Here is a 1,572-nt window from a genome sequence, read left to right on the forward strand (position 1 = left end):
GCGTCGACGGACAGATCCACAAAAAGACAGCCGCGAACGGCGTCCGTGTAATTTCGAGTCACGTCGGCGCCGGAGCCGAATCCATCATCTCTGTGGAGTTTCTCGACACCGTGCGGGTCAGTTGTTTGATTATGCCGCGATGAGTTCCGGGAGTGAAATCGCCTCCTCGATCGGCTCGGGGCTCGTGTTGTCCATGGCCCGGAGTTGGGCCATGGAGGCTTCCGAGAGGTAGCGACGGTCGCCCGCTTCCCATTCGTCGTGTTGCTCGACGAGGACCGCGCCGGCGAGGCGGAGCAGGGCTGCCGGGTTGGGGAACACTCCGACGACGTCAGTGCGGCGTTTGATCTCCTTGTTCACGCGTTCCATCGGGTTGGTGGACCAGATTTGACGCCAGTGCTTGACTGGGAATCCGGCGAACGCGAGCAGGTCGGCCCGTGCGTCGACGAGCATTCCGGCGACCTTCGGGTGCGACTTGCCCAGCATCCGGGTGACCTCGTCGAACTGGGTGTGCACGTGCTCGAGGTCGGGTTGGGCGAAGATTGTGCGGATGATCGAGGCGACCATCTCCTGGCTCGCCTTCGGGACAACGGCGAGCACGTTGCGCATGAAATGCACTCGGCAGCGCTGCCAGCTGGCACCTTGGAACACCACCCCGATGGCCTTCTTCAGCCCTGTGTGGGCGTCGGAGATGACCAGTTTCACCCCGCCCAGGCCGCGGACCTTCAGCGAGCGGAGGAACCCGGTCCAGAAGGCCTCGTTCTCGCTGTCGCCGACGTCGAAGCCGAGGACTTCCCGGCGTCCGTCCGCAGCGACACCGAACGCGACGACGACCGCTTGGGACACGACCCGGTGATTCACACGGGCTTTGCAGTAGGTGGCGTCGAGGAACACGTATGGGTAGTCCATGGCGGACAGGTCCCGGTCCCGGAACTGGCCCACTTCCCGGTCGAGGTCCGCGCAGATCCTGGACACTTCGCTCTTGGTGATGCCGGTGTCGGCGCCGAGCGCTTTGACGAGATCATCGACCTTGCGAGTCGATACGCCGTGGAGATAGGCCTCCATCACGACCGCGTAGAGGGCCTGATCGACTCGCCGTCGCCGCTCTAACAGGGCCGGGAAGAACGACCCCTGACGCAGCTTCGGGATCGACAGATGAAGGTCGCCCGCGGTCGTCGTCAGCGTCCGCGGGCGGGACCCGTTGCGTTGCGCGGTTCGGAACTCGGAACGTTCGAACGGCGCGGCGCCGATGAACGCGGTCGCTTCCGCGTCGATCAACTCCTGATACAGCGTCTCGGTCACTGACCGGATCCGGTCAGTGACATCGGTGAGTTTCAGTTGAGCAAGCAGGTCGAGCAAGGCAGACTGGTCCATGGCCATCGTGTGTTTGTGTCCTTCGTGAGTGACTTTGATCGGTTCTCACTGACCATCGCACGATGGCTCTCAACGTTGACGAAGCAACGCTCACCACTGCCGAGATTTACACAGAGATGATGGATTCGGCTCCGGCGCCGACGTGACTCGAAATTACACGGACGCCGTTCGCGGCTGTCTTTTTGTGGATCTGTCCGTCGA

The 1,572-nt window shown here is 62.8% G+C and carries 1 protein-coding gene; it reads right to left on the minus strand.

Annotated elements, in window-relative coordinates:
* Window positions 1-129: 129 nt before the first annotated feature.
* The gene (locus BM287_RS17385) at window positions 130-1,377 is read right to left on the minus strand and encodes an IS256 family transposase (RefSeq protein WP_090042294.1); all 1,248 of its coding nucleotides are present in this window, start codon (window positions 1,375-1,377) and stop codon (window positions 130-132) included.
* Window positions 1,378-1,572 lie beyond the last annotated feature (195 nt).

Origin of the sequence: Leifsonia sp. CL147 (assembly GCF_900114565.1) — a bacterium.
Taxonomy (GTDB): Bacteria; Actinomycetota; Actinomycetes; order Actinomycetales; family Microbacteriaceae; genus Leifsonia.

What these genes read in the sequence shown, in the direction of transcription:
- BM287_RS17385 (WP_090042294.1), bottom strand. Translation starts at nt 1,377, where the DNA reads ATGGCCATGGACCAGTCTGCCTTGCTCGACCTGCTTGCTCAACTGAAA.